Here is a 12,404-nt window from a genome sequence, read left to right on the forward strand (position 1 = left end):
AGATGAGCTACACGGTCTTTGCCACAATTCCGGTCGAGCCGGAACACATGGAGGTCGCCGCGCAGGCGGTGGCCGCCATCGTTCCGATGACCCGTGACGAAGAAGGCTGTCTGGCGTTCGAACCGCGCCGCGCCGCGGATGGTTCGAGCACGATCATGATTTTCGAAGAGTGGGCGGATCGCGACGCGTTCGATTTCCACCATGCTCAAGAATACACCAAGGATGTCTTCGCAAGATACGAGGGATGGCTCCAGTCGGAACCGCAGCTCGTCGAAGTGAAGCCGCTGGAAGGCTGAACAGGATATGGCAAGCCTCAAAGAACTCAAAGGCCGGATCAACTCGGTCAAGTCGACCCAGAAGATCACCAAGGCCAAGCAGATGGTCGCTGCGGCGAAGCTGCGCCGGGCGCAGGCGGCGGCCGAAGCCGCACGTCCCTATGCCGAGCGGCTTTCGGGCGTCATGGCGTCGCTCGCCGGCAAGGTCGGCGGCGACAGTGCACCCCTGCTGCTGCGCGGCACCGGATCGGACAAGCGTAACCTCCTCGTCGTGGTCAATACCGACAAGGGGCTGTGCGGCGGCCTCAACGCCAATATCGTCAAGGCGGCCAAGGCCAAGGCGAAGGCGCTGCTTAACGAGGGCAAGGACGTGCAGTTCTACCTCGTTGGTAAGAAGGGCCGCGCACCGATCAAGCGCGATTATGCCGACCGGATCGAGAAGCATTTCGACACCTCCGACGTCCGCACGCCGGGCTTCGAGGAAGCCGAAGTCATCGCAGACGATTTGCTGACCCGCTACGAGAACGGCGAATTCGACGTCGCACACCTCGTTTATCCCGTCTTCAAATCGGCTTTGGCGCAGGACCCCACGGTCGACCAGCTCATCCCCGTCCCGCCGCCCGAAAGCGACGGTGCGGGCGGCGCGGGTTCGGTCGTCGATTACGAGCCGAGCGAGGACGAAATCCTCGCCGACCTGCTGCCGCGCTATATCAAGACGCAGTTGTTCGGCGCGCTTCTGGAACGCGAGGCTTCGGAACAGGGCGCCTCGATGACCGCGATGGACAATGCAACTCGCAATGCCGGCGATCTCATCAAGGACCTGACCATCCAGTACAACCGCAGCCGTCAGGCCGCGATCACCACCGAACTCATCGAAATCATCGCGGGCGCGGAAGCGCTCTAAGCAGGAATACCCTTACCCGTGAAAATAATCGTTCTCGCCCTTCCCCTGGTCCTTGCGCTTGCCGCATGCGGTAATGAGCCCGAAGCGCCGCCGCCCGCCACGCCGGCCGAGACGCCGGAAGCGCAGGCTAGCCTGCCCGCGCCCGACGAAGACCTGTTCACCGAAGTGTTCGCCAACAGCTGCGACGGTGCTGAGCCGGTCAACACCGCCGTCTGCAAGCGTGCCATGGGCGCGGACAACGTGACGTGCGAATACGGCCTTGGCGAAGACGAATATCTGCGCCATTCTGCCGATCTGACAGCAAGCGAAGACGGCACCGAATGGGTCCTCGCCGACCCCGAAGCGATCTGCGCCGAACACGGCGCCACCCACCACGTCGATTCCTGATCCAGGAGATAGAGGCATCATGGCTACCGCACCCGTACTCAACCAAAGCCCCAACGGCACGATCAGCCAGGTCATCGGCGCCGTGGTCGACGTCGCCTTCGAAGGCGATTTGCCGCCGATCCTGACCGCGCTTGAAACGAAAAACGGCGAGAACACGCTGGTGCTCGAAGTCGCGCAGCACCTTGGCGAAAACACCGTCCGCACCATCGCGATGGACGGGACCGACGGTCTCGTGCGCGGGCAGGAAGTGGTCAATACCGGCGCGCAGATCTCGGTGCCCGTAGGTCCGAAAACGCTCGGCCGCATCATGAACGTGATCGGTCAGCCGATCGACGAACGTGGCCCGGTCGGCGCAGAGCAGACCATGCCGATCCACGCCGAAGCCCCGATGTTCGTCGACCAGTCGACCGACGCGGCGATCCTCGTCACCGGCATCAAGGTCATCGACCTGCTCGCGCCCTATGCGCGTGGCGGCAAGATCGGCCTGTTCGGCGGTGCCGGCGTCGGCAAGACCGTGCTGATCCAGGAACTGATCAACAACATCGCCAAGGGCCATGGCGGCGTGTCCGTCTTCGCCGGCGTGGGCGAGCGGACCCGCGAGGGTAACGACCTCTACCACGAATTCCTCGATGCGGGCGTCATCGCCAAGAACGACGCCGGCGAAGCCATCAGCGAAGGTTCGAAGGTGGCGCTGGTGTTCGGCCAGATGAACGAGCCGCCGGGTGCCCGTGCGCGTGTCGCCCTGTCCGGTCTGACGATGGCGGAATATTTCCGCGACGTCGAAGGGCAGGACGTGCTGTTCTTCGTCGACAACATCTTCCGCTTCACGCAGGCCGGTTCGGAAGTGTCCGCCCTGCTCGGTCGTATCCCCTCGGCCGTGGGTTACCAGCCGACGCTGGCGACCGACATGGGTAACCTTCAGGAACGCATCACCTCCACCACCAAGGGCTCCATTACCTCGGTGCAGGCGATCTACGTTCCGGCCGACGACTTGACCGACCCCGCGCCGGCCACCTCGTTCGCCCACTTGGACGCGACGACCACGCTCAACCGCGCGATCTCGGAGCTGGGCATCTATCCGGCGGTCGACCCGCTCGATTCGACCAGCCGCGTGCTCGAACCGCGCGTCGTCGGTGAAGAGCATTACCAGACCGCCCGCCGCGTCCAGGAAACGCTGCAGAAGTACAAGAGCCTGCAGGACATCATCGCCATTCTCGGCATGGACGAGCTTTCGGAAGAAGATAAGCTCACCGTGGCGCGTGCGCGCAAAATCCAGAAGTTCCTCAGCCAGCCGTTCCACGTTGCCGAGGTCTTTACCAACATTCCGGGCCAGTTCGTACAGCTGGAAGACACGGTGAAGAGCTTCAAGGCTGTGGTCGACGGCGAATACGATCACTTGCCCGAAAGCGCCTTCTACATGGTCGGCGGCATCGATCAGGCGGTTGAGAAGGCCAAGAAGATGGCCGACGAGGCGTAAGGGGTGAACTGGATCTCCTGTCGCCTGATCGGGATCAGTGCTGCGTGCGTCGTCGGGGCGTTCGCTCCGACGGTCAATGCACAAACTTATCAGGAGCTTGCTCAGCAAGCCGTCGTAGAGTTGTGTCCCGAGCTGATGGAGATTGAAACGCCGCTTGGCGAAGTCGAACGTGTAATCGGTCTCGGCTATAAATCAGTCGCTACACGTGAGCATCCGCGGATGGGCACGCTCGATGTCGTAGAGATCGATACGGACGGCGGGCATATCATGATTGCAAATTCGCGCACCGCTTCGTTCTGTCAGGTTGGACTTGAGGGCGCTGGAGCGCGCTCGGCGTATGAAGCGATCTATGCGGACCGCGCAAACTTGGATCCGACGCTGGTCCCAGACAACTCCTCTGAAGCGCCGAATCCGAGTATGACTTTGGTCACCCTGCGCACCCCACCGATCGACGGCGTTTATTATGGCGTACAGTTCATGGATATGTCGGACATCGATCAAACTGCACCTTTGATCGTTCAGCAATATTTACTTTCGGAGAACTAATGCCCCTTCACTTCGAACTCGTAACTCCCGAAAAGCTCGTCCGCAGCGAGGACGTGCACATGGTTGTCGTGCCCGGCGAAGAGGGCGAATTCGGCGTGCTAGAAGGCCATGCCCCTTTCATGTCCACCATCCGCGACGGCGCGGTGCAGGTATGGAAGAGCGAAGGCGGCACGCCCGAAACGATCGAAGTGCGGGGCGGATTCGCCGAAGTCGGCGAGAACGGTCTGACCGTATTGGCGGAGCACGTCGAAGGCTGACGGACGCATCAACCGGTCGTTGAACCGCACCGGTTCGCATTCGGTCGAACCGCTATTTCCCTGAAAGCGTGCAAAGGCTAGGCCTCTCCCGTTAGTTGGAGGAGAGCCCCTTTGAAATTCGCATCGACGCTGGCAATGGCCGTCGCCATGACCATTGCAACTCCCGCCGCCGCCCAGAACGCTTCGCAAGATGGCGTGCCCGGCCCCGAACAGGACCCGTTCATCTGGCTTGAGGAAGCGCGCAGCGATAGAGCGCTCGAATGGGTCACGAACGAGAACGAGCGCACCATGGCGGCCCTTGCCGCCGACCCGCGGTTCGAGGAGTTGAAGAACGAAGCGCTCGCGATCTACGACAGCGAGGATCGCATTCCCTATGTCTCGTTCCGGCCCGACGGTCTCTACAATTTCTGGCAGGACAAGGATAATCCGCGCGGCCTGCTGCGCCGGACCACGCTCGAAAGCTACCGCACCGATAGTCCGCAATGGGAAACCGTGCTTGATATCGATGCTCTGGGCGAAGCCGAGGGGCGCGAATGGGTCTACAAGGGTTCGACCTGCCTGCCGCCCGAAATGACCCGTTGCATGGTCGCGCTGTCAGACGGCGGCGAAGATGCGACGGTGCTGCGCGAATTCAATACGACGACCAAAAGCTTCGTCGATGGCGGTTTCGTCATCGACAGCAAGAGCCAGGGCGGCGCGGCATGGGTCGATGCCGATACTCTGCTCGTCAGTCGGGATTTCGGCGAAGGCACGCTGACCGAAAGCGAATATCCCTTCACCACTCGCGAATGGAAACGGGGCACGCCGCTTTCCGAAGCGCGCGAAATCTTCCGCGGCGAGCCGAGCGACGTATCGGCCGGTGCCTACGATTTGCGCGACAGTTCGGGCGAAATTCAAGCCCGTACCGCCTATCGCAGCGTCTCCTTCCACGAAACGAGAAACTTCATCGAGCACAACGGGGAATGGGTCGAGCTCGACATTCCGCGCAAGGCGGGTCTGCAGGGTATCGTCGACGGCCAATTGCTGTTCTCGACCGATGTCGATTGGGAAACCGGCGGGCAGACATTCCCGGCGGACTCTCTCGTCGCCGTCGATCTCGAAGCGTTCAAGGCCGACCCAAACGGCGCGCCCAAGACGCTGGTCTGGGCTCCGGCAGAACGACAGACCCGGCAAGGCGCCGCAAGCACCGCCGATTCGATGTATGTTTCGATGCTCGACAATGTCGTCGGCAAGATCGTGAAGTTCGATTACGAGAACGGGCGTTGGGTGCAGACCCCCGTAGCCCTGCCCGACAATGCGACGCTGGGCATCGCAGCCGCGTCGGACGAGACCGACCAGATCATGTACACCGTCAGCGGGTTCCTCGATCCGACGACGCTCTATTACACCGACGGTAGCGGCGCTCCCGCCGTGTTGAAAACCAGCCCGGTCAATTTCGACAAGGCCGGAATGGACGTCGAGCAGTTCGAGGCCACCAGCAAGGATGGCACGAAAATCCCGTATTTCATCGTCAAGCCCGCCGGGATGACGATGGACGGCACCACGCCGACGCTGATGTACGGATATGGCGGCTATCAGGTCTCGATGCTGCCAAGCTATCTCGGCGCGACCGGCAAGCTCTGGCTCGAGAACGGCGGGGCCTACGTGCTCACCAATCTGCGCGGCGGCGGCGAGTTCGGCCCCGGCTGGCACCAAACCGCCATGCGCGAGAACAAGCAGCGGACCTGGGACGATTTCCAGGCGGTTGGCGACGATCTCGTTGCCCGCGGTTTCACCTCGCCCGAACATCTCGGCGTGCAAGGCGGCTCGCAGGGCGGCCTTCTGGTAGGCACCGCCCTCACTCAGCGTCCCGACCTGTTCAACGCGGCGATCGTCCAGATCCCGCTGTTCGACATGCTGCGCTATCACCTGATCGGTCGCGGCGCGTCATGGGTCGGCGAATATGGCGATCCCCGCATTCCCGAAGAACGCGCGTGGGTCGAAAGCTATTCGCCTTACCATGCCCTTCGCGAAGGCGTCGATTATCCGACGCCGTTCCTATGGGCCTCGACCGCGGACGATCGCACCCATCCGGCCCATGCGCGCAAAGGGGCGGCCAAGCTCAAGGCGCTCGGCCAGCCCTATTATTACTACGAAGACATGACCGGCGGCCATTCGGGCGGCGTCGACAACGAACAGCGCGCCAAGTTGCAGGCGCTGCAATATGTCTACCTGATGCAGCAGCTGATGGACGACGACACCGCCGAAACCGCGCAGGCAAGCGGCGGGCAATAAGGCTACAGCCTACCGGCTTCTGCGCGTGGGTGCGTGGAAGTCGGGCGGTTTGTCGGCGATCCAGCGCACGAACTTCGCGACCGCTTCGTTCTCGAGCAGGCGGTCGCGATCGTCGCCGAAGCGGGCAAGCTCGGCATTGGTGAAGTTCGCGTGGATCGTGCGATGACAGATCGGATGGACCGGCACGGTCGCGCGCCCCTTCTTCGCCTTGGGCACCGTATGATGCTGCTGCACCTTGCGCCCCAGCGGACGCTCGCACAGCCAGCAGGTCGGCGGGGCCTTGGTCAGCCCTTCTTCTCCGCCGCCTTCTTCTTTTTCATGGTGTCGTGGAAGCGGTCGGCCCAGCCGGGTTTGACCAGCTGCTCGGCGCGTACCATGCGCAGTTCGCCCGCCTCGACATCGCGGCTTACCGCGCTGCCTGCCGCTACGATAGCGTCCGCGCCGATCTTGACCGGGGCGATCAGCGCGCTGTTCGATCCGATGAAGGCCCGCTCGCCGATCACGGTGCGGTATTTGAAATAGCCGTCGTAATTGCAGGTAATGGTGCCCGCACCGATGTTGGCGCCCGCACCCACTTCGGCATCGCCGAGATAAGTAAGGTGGCTGGCCTTCGCGCCCTCGCCCAGCGTCGCCTTCTTCATCTCGACAAAATTGCCGACCTTCGCGTGCTTCTCCAATACCGCGCCGGGACGCAGGCGCGCATAGGGTCCAACTTCGCAATCCTCGCCTACGCGTGCGCCTTCCAGATGGCTGAACGCCCGAATACGCGCGCCTTTAGCGACCGAGACGCCGGGACCGAAGACGACGTTCGGCTCCACCGTCACGTCGGGCGCAAGTTCGGTATCGTAGCTGAAGAACACGGTCTCGGGCGCGCGCAGGGTGACGCCCGCGTCCATCGCCTCTTCGCGCTTCAGGTCCTGCCACTGCGCTTCGGCAGCGGCGAGTTCGGCGCGCGAGTTGATCCCGGCCACTTCCTCCGGCCGGTCGGTCGTCACCGCCGCGCAGGTATCGCCGTCGGCGATAGCGATGTTGACGATGTCGGGGAGGTAATACTCGCCCTGCGCATTCTCGTTGCCGACCCGCTCGAGCAGGGCGAACATATCTTCGGCGCGTGCTGCCATGAGACCGGAATTACACAGGCGGCAGCCGCGTTCTTCCTCGCTCGCATCCTTGTATTCGACCATCTTGGCGATGCGGCCTTCGCTATCGGCCAGCACCCGGCCATAGCGCAGCGGATCGGCGGGTTCGAAACCGAGAACGACGACTTTCGGCGCGTCTTCGGCATGGAGGCGCTCGAGCATCGCTTCCATCGTCTCGCCTCGCACGAAGGGGACGTCGCCATAGAGGACCAGCACGTCGCCGCGAAAATCGCCAAGCTGCTGCCGCGCCTGCTGCACCGCGTGGCCGGTGCCATGCTGCGGCTCCTGCAGGCAGGTTTCGGCCGATCCGCCAAGCGCGCCTTCCACCTGATCGCGGCCCGCACCGACGACGACGATCTTCTTCGAAGGCGCCAATCCATCCACCGTCGCCAGCAAATGATGCAGCATGGGCCGGCCCGCGATGGGATGGAGAACCTTGTGAAGATCGCTCTTCATGCGGGTGCCCTTACCCGCGGCGAGGACAATAGCGGCGAATTCGCGTGTCGTGTTCATAGGCTTCGCGCCATGCCAGCAATTCCTTGCAGAATGAAGGCGTATCCTGCACCCGTTTGCCGATGGCGCAATTCCCTTTCGATATCGTGGCGTTCGACCTCGATGGCACCCTCCTCGAAACCCACCGCGATCTCGGCACGGCGGTCAATCACGCCCTCGCCGTGGGCGGGTTCGCGACCGTACCCCTGGACGAGGCAAAGCACTTGATCGGCGGCGGAGCGAAGGCGATGCTGCATCAGGCGTTGGGCAACCAGGGCGGCGTATCGGACGAGGAATTCCGGCGGCTCTACAAGGAGATGCTGGCTTATTACGGCGAGAACTACGCGGTCCACACGCGGCCCTATCCGCATGCCGAGGAGGTTCTCGATGCTCTTCGCCAACACGACGTCCGCCTCGCCGTGGTTACGAACAAGTTCGAGAATTTCGCACGCGGCGTCCTGGAAAGCTTGGGCCTGATAGAGCGGTTCGACACGGTTATCGGAGGCGATACGATGGGCAAGGGCCGATCCAAGCCTGCACCCGATCCGATCATCGAGGCGCGCAAGCGCTGCGGCGGCGGCAGTATCGTCTTCATCGGCGACAGCAGCTACGACATGGCGAGCGCCCGGGCGGCCGAGGTGCCGTTCGTCGTCGCCTGCTACGGCTATTGCGACCGGAGCCCGGAAGAATTCGGTGCCGATGCCACGATCCAATCGCTCGATCAGCTTATTCCGGCGCTCCGGCGCATCTGATCGGCGTGCAGTTGCAACCCGTGCCGGAACATGGCACCGCGCCCGTGAGTTAACCTTTACGTAAACGCAAACAGGAGCATTCCCGCATGAGCATCGATTTCAAGGACAAGGTCGCCATCGTCACCGGAGCCGGCGGCGGTCTGGGCCGCGAATACGCACTCGAGCTCGGCAAGCGCGGCGCGAAGGTCGTGGTCAACGATCTCGGCGGCTCGCGCGACGGCACCGGTACGTCCGACATGGCCGCCCAGGTGGTCGAGGAAATCGAGAAGGCCGGCGGCACCGCGATGGCCAACGGCTCCAGCGTCACCGAATACGACCAGATGGAAGAAATGGTCGCCAAGACGAAGGAGAAGTTCGGCGGCGTACACGTCCTCATCAACAATGCCGGCGTGCTTCGCGACAAGACCTTCGCCAAGATGGAGCCGCAGGATTTCGAATTCGTCGTCAAGGTCCACCTCAACGGCTCGGCCTTTGCCACCAAGGCGTGCTGGGAGACCTTCCGCGAACAGTCCTACGGTCGCGTGCTGATGACCGCATCGTCGACCGGCTTGTTCGGCAATTTCGGCCAGGCGAATTACGGCGCCGCGAAGCTCGGCCTAGCCGGGCTGACCAAGACGCTCCAGCTCGAAGGCGCGAAATACAACATCAAGGTCAATACGCTGAGCCCGGTCGCCGGCACGCGAATGACCGAAGACCTCTTCCCTGAAGAAGCCTTCAAGCTGTTCGACCCGGTGAACGTGGTGCCCGCCGCACTTTTTCTCGTAAGCGAAGATGCGCCGAGCAACGCCATCGTAGGTGCGGGCGCCGGCGGCTTCCATAGCGCCTGGACCGTGATGAACGACGCCGTCTGGCTGAAGGACGAGGACCGTACGGTCGAAGGTTTCGCAGCACGGTGGGACGAGATCAGCAAGTTCGACAATCTGAAGGCGCCGCAATCGGGTTCCGAACAGTCGGGCGCGATCCTCACCGCGATGCAGAAGGTCACGGGCCAGGGCCCGTCTTCCGCACGAGGCTGATCGCTTACCGTGTTGACTGAATAATACACCGGACGTATGTCTTTACCCGAACAGGGGAAGGTAACGTTCGATGTATTCGGAAGAAGATCTCAATTCGGCCGTCGCCGCCGGTGCCTTGAGCGCCGAGGCGGCGGCATCTTTTCGTGCCCATATGACGCAGGTGCGCGAAATGCCGCGCGGCGACGAAGAGAATTTCCGGCTGATCAACAGCTTCAACGATATTTTCGTGGCGATCGGCGTGGTGATCATGCTGCTCGCTGCGGGCGCTATCGGGCAGGCGATCGCGGGCATTATTGCGCCGGATCCGGACTTCCCTTGGGATACCGAATTTACGGATGCTCAGTGGGCCGTGTATAATGCCGCCGATCAATTGAATAATGGATTGTCGGCGTGCTTCGCGGGCCTTCTCGTTGCTGCGACGGCTTGGCCTCTTGCCGAATTCTTCACACGCCGCCGCCGGATGGCGTTCCCAAGCATAATTCTTCTGCTCGCCTTCGTTGGTGCTGTCTTCGCCGCGGCTTTCGGCATCGGTCTGACCGCGGGTTCATTAGACAATGAAACGGCTGGCGGCCTGATGATCGCCGCCGCCGGATTGATAGCAGCCGGCAGCGCATGGTTGCACTGGCGGCGCTTCATGGTGCCGATCACCGTCGCAGCGGGCGCGGCTGCCCTAGCGATCACCGTAATTGCTCTGATCGTAGCAGGCTTCGACGCCGCATTCGGCCTGGATGGCGAAAACACCGGCAATGTCCTGCTGACTCTCACTTTCGCCCTCGGGTTGGCGATTTTCGCCTTCGCTATGCGCTGGGATATCAGCGATCGCGAACGAACCACGCGGCGCAGCGACGTCGCCTTCTGGCTGCACCTGCTCGCCGCGCCGATGATCGCGCATCCGGTGTTCTATTCGCTTGGGGTGATGGACGGCGGCGACCGGGTCGGTATTGGCGGGGCGCTCGGCGTGCTGGCGATCTACGTGGTCTTCGGCTTTGTGGCGCTGGCTGTCGACCGGCGCGCGCTGCTTGTCTCCGCCCTCGCCTATGTGCTGGCGGCCCTTACCTTCCTGTTCGACCGGTTCGGTGCGGTGGAGCTGAACTTCGCGCTGACCGCGCTGGTAATCGGCTCAGCCCTGCTGACGCTCTCCGCCTTCTGGACGCCCATCCGTAACACGGTGGTGCGCCAGTTGCCGGGAAGCTGGCGCGATCGTCTGCCGGACGCGGCCGTCGTTCCGGCAAACGGAATGCGCCCGCTTGCGAGCTAGCGGTCGGCCAGAAGGCGGCGCACGGTTTCCGCAACGCCGCCGAACAGGAGATGCGCGCCGAAGGCGAAGGCATGGGTACGGGGCGGGCTATCTTCGGGATCGCCGCTGAGGCCGGTCGCAGGAACCAGAACCTCGTCGAACAGGGCATAGATACCTGTTCCGAACAAGGTGCCCCGTCCAGCCGTCACTTCTGGCAACAAGCGTGCTGCCACGCCGTAAGCCGCGCCGAGAAGGCCGCCGAACGCGAATTGGAACGCGCCCGTAGCGCCTTCCTTCGCATCGTCCGGTACATCGTGCCCAGTCAGCGTCTCCGCCCCAAGGTCCACTGCCCGGGTCGCAGCCTGAGGAGAGCCAATCGGCACGTCACCCTCCTCGTCCTCCCCTTGAAGATCGACGCCCGACGGTTTCGATGCGAGTTGCATGAACGCCGCCGTTGCTGCGGTCGCGGCGAGGCCCGCAACGAGGCCAAACAAGGCATGTTTTCCGAGATCTAAGGGCTGACTGTCCATCGGTGTTCTCCTTTGGAATTAGAACACCCTCATGCGGCAGGGCGTTCCGGGAGACACAGGGAAGCGCTTAGCTGTCGACCGATTTCAGCAGGCGGCGCTCCATCGGTGCCAGAACGCCCGGAAGTTCATGGCCGCGCTTCAGGATCTGGCCGTGCTCGCCGAACAGAGTCCACATGCCCTGCTTGTTGCGCAATGCGGGCCGCTTCTCGATCCGCGCCTGTGGCCGTTCGGCAGTGCGGCGGAACGCGGCAAAGCTGGCCGCGTCCTTTGCAAAATCCATCGCATAGTCGCGCCATTCGCCTGCAGCGACCATCCGGCCGTACAGGTCGAGAATGCGGGTCAGTTCCTCGCGCGTAAAGCCGATCTGGTTTTCGCGCCGCCCGGGAAACGCGACGACGGTATTGCCGAAAGACACGGTCAGTCGTCCGTCCCGCTGCGCTTCTCGGGCGAGGTGATAGCGCGCAGTTCGGCGACTTCGTGGCGCAGCGCCTGAAGCTCGGCCTCGATCGACGCGGTGGTGTCCGTCTGCGTCACGCACGGCTCGTCGCACGGCGTTCCATAGGGAATGAATTCGCGCATCCATTCCTCGGCGGGGACGAGCGTGCTGCGCGCTTTCATACCGATCATGGTCGCGCCTTCCGGTACGTCGTCCGTCACGACGGCGTTTGCCCCGACACGGGCGCGCCGACCCACGACGATCGGGCCGATCACCTGCGCCCCGGACCCGACGATCACACCGTCCTCCAGCGTGGGATGGCGCTTGCCGCCGATGCCGTTGGTGGGGTTCGTGCCGCCCAGCGTCACGCATTGGTAGATTGTCACATCGTCGCCGATATGCGCGGTTTCCCCGATGACGGAGAAGCCGTGATCGATGAACAGGTTTCGCCCGATGGTCGCGCCGGGATGGATGTCGATCCCCGTCAGCATGCGGCTGAGGTGATTAATCAGGCGGGCGAGGAAGAACAGTTCGGCTTCGAACAGCCAATGGGCGACGCGATGCATCCCCATCGCCAGCACGCCCGGATAGAGAAGGACTTCCCAGCGCGAACGCGGGGCGGGATCGCGGGCCTTGATGGAGTCGAGGTAAGCGGTGAGCCGTTCGAACATGACTTCAATTC

General features: G+C 62.9%; 15 protein-coding genes. 10 read left to right on the top strand and 5 right to left on the bottom strand.

Translation table 11 applies throughout. The features are described 5' to 3' along the window. Positions 1 to 2 precede the first annotated feature (2 nt). From E3U23_RS05470 to E3U23_RS05500, 7 genes are all read left to right on the top strand, one after another. On the top strand, positions 3 to 296 hold the full coding sequence (locus E3U23_RS05470) for a putative quinol monooxygenase (RefSeq protein ID WP_279350190.1): 294 nt from the start codon (positions 3 to 5) through the stop codon (positions 294 to 296). A 7-nt stretch (positions 297 to 303) separates the two neighbouring features. Further along, the gene (locus E3U23_RS05475) at positions 304 to 1,179 is read left to right on the top strand and encodes a F0F1 ATP synthase subunit gamma (RefSeq protein WP_279350191.1); all 876 of its coding nucleotides are present in this window, start codon (positions 304 to 306) and stop codon (positions 1,177 to 1,179) included. Positions 1,180 to 1,197: 18 nt separating this feature from the next. Beyond that, positions 1,198 to 1,566: a hypothetical protein gene (locus E3U23_RS05480; protein ID WP_279350193.1), complete on the top strand. Its 369-nt coding sequence runs from the start codon at positions 1,198 to 1,200 to the stop codon at positions 1,564 to 1,566. Between the two features lie 19 nt (positions 1,567 to 1,585). After that, entirely contained in the window at positions 1,586 to 3,043 is a 1,458-nt protein-coding gene (gene atpD, locus E3U23_RS05485) for a F0F1 ATP synthase subunit beta (protein WP_279350194.1), read from the top strand. A gap of 3 nt (positions 3,044 to 3,046) precedes the next feature. Next, the gene (locus E3U23_RS05490; protein ID WP_279350195.1) at positions 3,047 to 3,589 is read left to right on the top strand and encodes a hypothetical protein; all 543 of its coding nucleotides are present in this window, start codon (positions 3,047 to 3,049) and stop codon (positions 3,587 to 3,589) included. Beyond that, positions 3,589 to 3,846: an ATP synthase F1 subunit epsilon gene (locus E3U23_RS05495; protein ID WP_279350196.1), complete on the top strand. Its 258-nt coding sequence runs from the start codon at positions 3,589 to 3,591 to the stop codon at positions 3,844 to 3,846. The genes E3U23_RS05490 and E3U23_RS05495 overlap by 1 nt, the downstream gene beginning before the upstream one ends. A 111-nt stretch (positions 3,847 to 3,957) precedes the next feature. Then, entirely contained in the window at positions 3,958 to 6,120 is a 2,163-nt protein-coding gene (locus E3U23_RS05500; RefSeq protein ID WP_347710009.1) for a prolyl oligopeptidase family serine peptidase, read from the top strand. A gap of 9 nt (positions 6,121 to 6,129) precedes the next feature. Here the strand turns inward: E3U23_RS05500 and E3U23_RS05505 are convergent, their stop codons facing one another. Then, on the bottom strand, positions 6,130 to 6,408 hold the full coding sequence (locus E3U23_RS05505; protein ID WP_279350260.1) for an HNH endonuclease: 279 nt from the start codon (positions 6,406 to 6,408) through the stop codon (positions 6,130 to 6,132). Further along, positions 6,405 to 7,772 (bottom strand): bifunctional UDP-N-acetylglucosamine diphosphorylase/glucosamine-1-phosphate N-acetyltransferase GlmU, encoded by a 1,368-nt coding sequence (gene glmU / locus E3U23_RS05510; RefSeq protein WP_279350197.1) that lies wholly within the window; start codon positions 7,770 to 7,772, stop codon positions 6,405 to 6,407. Before glmU ends, E3U23_RS05505 begins: the two co-directional genes overlap by 4 nt. Before the next feature lie 62 nt (positions 7,773 to 7,834). On the opposite strand from glmU, the gene E3U23_RS05515 reads away from it, so the two are divergent. The 3 genes from E3U23_RS05515 (at position 7,835) to E3U23_RS05525 (ending at position 10,777) form a co-directional block, all read left to right on the top strand. Next, positions 7,835 to 8,503, top strand: a complete 669-nt coding sequence (locus E3U23_RS05515; protein ID WP_279350198.1) for an HAD-IA family hydrolase — start codon at positions 7,835 to 7,837, stop codon at positions 8,501 to 8,503. A gap of 86 nt (positions 8,504 to 8,589) precedes the next feature. Then, positions 8,590 to 9,519 (top strand): SDR family NAD(P)-dependent oxidoreductase, encoded by a 930-nt coding sequence (locus E3U23_RS05520; protein WP_279350199.1) that lies wholly within the window; start codon positions 8,590 to 8,592, stop codon positions 9,517 to 9,519. A 70-nt stretch (positions 9,520 to 9,589) separates the two neighbouring features. Next, the gene (locus E3U23_RS05525; protein ID WP_279350200.1) at positions 9,590 to 10,777 is read left to right on the top strand and encodes a hypothetical protein; all 1,188 of its coding nucleotides are present in this window, start codon (positions 9,590 to 9,592) and stop codon (positions 10,775 to 10,777) included. Here the strand turns inward: E3U23_RS05525 and E3U23_RS05530 are convergent. The 3 genes from E3U23_RS05530 to epsC all read right to left on the bottom strand — a co-directional run bounded on the left by E3U23_RS05530 (position 10,774) and on the right by epsC (position 12,393). Beyond that, the gene (locus E3U23_RS05530; protein ID WP_279350201.1) at positions 10,774 to 11,286 is read right to left on the bottom strand and encodes a DUF1440 domain-containing protein; all 513 of its coding nucleotides are present in this window, start codon (positions 11,284 to 11,286) and stop codon (positions 10,774 to 10,776) included. The two genes, E3U23_RS05525 and E3U23_RS05530, sit on opposite strands and share 4 nt — an antisense overlap. Before the next feature lie 67 nt (positions 11,287 to 11,353). Continuing rightward, positions 11,354 to 11,701 (bottom strand): DUF2794 domain-containing protein, encoded by a 348-nt coding sequence (locus E3U23_RS05535; RefSeq protein ID WP_431732660.1) that lies wholly within the window; start codon positions 11,699 to 11,701, stop codon positions 11,354 to 11,356. Between the two features lie 2 nt (positions 11,702 to 11,703). Next, a complete protein-coding gene (gene epsC, locus E3U23_RS05540) occupies positions 11,704 to 12,393 on the bottom strand; it encodes a serine O-acetyltransferase EpsC (protein WP_279350202.1) in 690 nt (229 codons plus the stop codon). Positions 12,394 to 12,404: the final 11 nt, after the last annotated feature.

Source organism: Erythrobacter litoralis (genome assembly GCF_029760855.1).
In the GTDB taxonomy this organism is placed as follows: domain Bacteria; phylum Pseudomonadota; class Alphaproteobacteria; order Sphingomonadales; family Sphingomonadaceae; genus Qipengyuania; species Qipengyuania litoralis_A.

Excerpts from the sequence above, each read along its gene's own strand:
- E3U23_RS05470 (WP_279350190.1), top strand. The coding sequence starts at position 3 with ATGAGCTACACGGTCTTTGCCACAATTCCGGTCGAGCCGGAACACATG.
- E3U23_RS05475 (WP_279350191.1), top strand. The coding sequence starts at position 304 with ATGGCAAGCCTCAAAGAACTCAAAGGCCGGATCAACTCGGTCAAGTCG.
- atpD (WP_279350194.1), top strand. The coding sequence starts at position 1,586 with ATGGCTACCGCACCCGTACTCAACCAAAGCCCCAACGGCACGATCAGC.
- E3U23_RS05495 (WP_279350196.1), top strand. The coding sequence starts at position 3,589 with ATGCCCCTTCACTTCGAACTCGTAACTCCCGAAAAGCTCGTCCGCAGC.
- glmU (WP_279350197.1), bottom strand. The coding sequence starts at position 7,772 with ATGAACACGACACGCGAATTCGCCGCTATTGTCCTCGCCGCGGGTAAG.
- E3U23_RS05515 (WP_279350198.1), top strand. The coding sequence starts at position 7,835 with ATGGCGCAATTCCCTTTCGATATCGTGGCGTTCGACCTCGATGGCACC.
- E3U23_RS05520 (WP_279350199.1), top strand. The coding sequence starts at position 8,590 with ATGAGCATCGATTTCAAGGACAAGGTCGCCATCGTCACCGGAGCCGGC.
- E3U23_RS05525 (WP_279350200.1), top strand. The coding sequence starts at position 9,590 with ATGTATTCGGAAGAAGATCTCAATTCGGCCGTCGCCGCCGGTGCCTTG.
- E3U23_RS05530 (WP_279350201.1), bottom strand. The coding sequence starts at position 11,286 with ATGGACAGTCAGCCCTTAGATCTCGGAAAACATGCCTTGTTTGGCCTC.
- epsC (WP_279350202.1), bottom strand. The coding sequence starts at position 12,393 with ATGTTCGAACGGCTCACCGCTTACCTCGACTCCATCAAGGCCCGCGAT.